Consider the following 2,051-nt stretch of genomic DNA (forward strand, 5'->3'; position numbering starts at 1 on the left):
TACCGGCTCGCGACCAGTGGTCAGCCGGCCCCGGAGCGTGTCGAGTACGCCCGGCGGCACGCCGGCGCGGAGGTCAGGGCGCAGCTCGTGGAGGTGTTCGGTCAGCGGAAGCTGTTGAAGTGGACGCCGTCGGGCACCGCGCACTTCTTCGTGATGTGGGCGTTCTTCATCCTGGCCTCGGTGTATTTGGAGGCCTACGGGGCGTTGGTGCAGGGGGCGGTGACCGGCAGGCCGGACTTCCACATCCCGCTGATCGGAACCTGGCCGGTGCTGGGTTTCCTGCAGGACGTCATCGCGGTCGCGGCGCTGGCCGGGCTGATCGCCTTCGCGGTCATCCGGGTGCGGAACTCGCCGAAGAAGCTGGGCCGGGGGTCGCGGTTCTCCGGGTCGCATCTGAGCGGCGCCTGGCTCATCCTCTTCATGATCTTCAATGTGATCTGGACGATGTTCCTGTTCCGGGGGGCGGCGGTCAACACCGGCAACTTCCCTTACCGGTCGGGGGCGTTCGCCTCCCAGGCGGTGGCGACGGTCCTGCCCGCCAGCGAGGGGCTGGAGGCCACGGGCCTGCTGCTGCACATCGGCGTCATGCTGGTGTTCCTCGTCATCGTGGTGAACTCCAAGCACCTGCACATCTTCACCGCGCCGTTGAACGTGTTGTTCTCCCGCCGCCCGGACGGGTTGGGCGCGGCCCAGCCGATGCGCAGCGACGGCAGGGTGCTGGATTTCGAGGAGGCCGACCCGGAGACGGATGTGTTCGGCCGCGGCACGATCGCCGACACGTCGTGGAAGGGGTTCCTGGACTTCTACACCTGCACCGAGTGCGGGCGGTGTCAGTCGCAGTGCCCGGCGTGGAACACCGGCAAGCCGCTGTCGCCCAAGATGCTCATCCTCGACCAGCGCGACCACGCCTTCGCGGTCGCCCCGTACCTGCTCGCAGCAGACAAGCACAAGGGCACGGACGGGGGCAGGGACACAGATAAGGCGCGGGAGGGTCTGCCGCAGGATGTGCTGGCTCTGCTGGACAAGCCGCTGGTCGGTGAGGGCGGGGTGATCCATCCCGACGTGTTGTGGTCCTGCACGAACTGCGGCGCCTGTGTCGAGCAGTGCCCGGTGGACATCGAGCACATCGACCACATCCTGGACATGCGCCGCTACCAGGTGATGATCGAGTCGTCGTTCCCGTCCGAGGCGGGGGTGATGCTGAAGAACCTGGAGAACAAGGGCAACCCCTGGGGCATGCCGGAGAGCAGACGCGCCGACTGGATCGAGGAGTTGGACTTCGAGGTCACTCTCGTGGACGAGAGGATGCCTGAGGACACCGAGTATCTGTTCTGGGTGGGCTGCGCCGGGGCGTTGGAGGACCGGGCGAAGAAGACGACCAAGGCGGTGGCGGAGTTGCTGCACATCGCGGGGGTGAAGTTCGCTGTGCTCGGCCCGGCCGAGGCGTGCTCGGGCGATCCCGCCCGGCGTCTGGGCATGGAGTTCCTGTTCAGCATGCTGGCCCAGCAGAACGTGGAGACGCTGAACGAGGCCGGCGTCAAGAAGATCGTCGCGACCTGCCCGCACTGCTTCAACACCCTGGCCAACGAATACCCGCAGCTCGGCGGCACGTATGAGGTCGTGCACCACACCCAGTTGCTGGCCCATCTGGTCGAGGAGGGCAGGCTCACCCCGGTCACCCCGATCGAGGAGAAGATCACCTACCACGACCCGTGTTTCCTCGGCCGGCACAACAAGGTCTACGCCCAACCGCGGGACATCATGGCCAAGGTGCCCGGGGTCACCACCCAGGAGATGCACCGCTGCAAAGAACGTGGTTTCTGCTGCGGCGCCGGCGGCGCGCGCATGTGGATGGAAGAACGCATCGGCAAGCGCATCAACACCGAACGGGTCGATGAGGCGCTGACCACCGACCCCGACACCGTCTCCACCGCATGCCCGTTCTGCCTCGTCATGCTCGGCGACGCGATCAACGAGAAGAAGAACGCCGGCCAGGCCAAGGAGTCCATCGAGGTCGTCGACGTCGCCCAACTCCTCATCAAATCCGTCAA

Annotated in this window: 1 protein-coding gene; it reads left to right on the forward strand. The window is 66.4% G+C overall.

Features of this window, described 5'->3' with window-relative positions; all coding sequences use genetic code 11:
• The coding region (locus Mam01_RS35880) for a (Fe-S)-binding protein (RefSeq protein WP_204289669.1) at nt 1-2,051 on the forward strand (2,051 nt) is incomplete at both ends.

This window comes from Microbispora amethystogenes (genome assembly GCF_016863015.1).
GTDB classification, from domain to species: Bacteria; Actinomycetota; Actinomycetes; order Streptosporangiales; family Streptosporangiaceae; genus Microbispora; species Microbispora amethystogenes.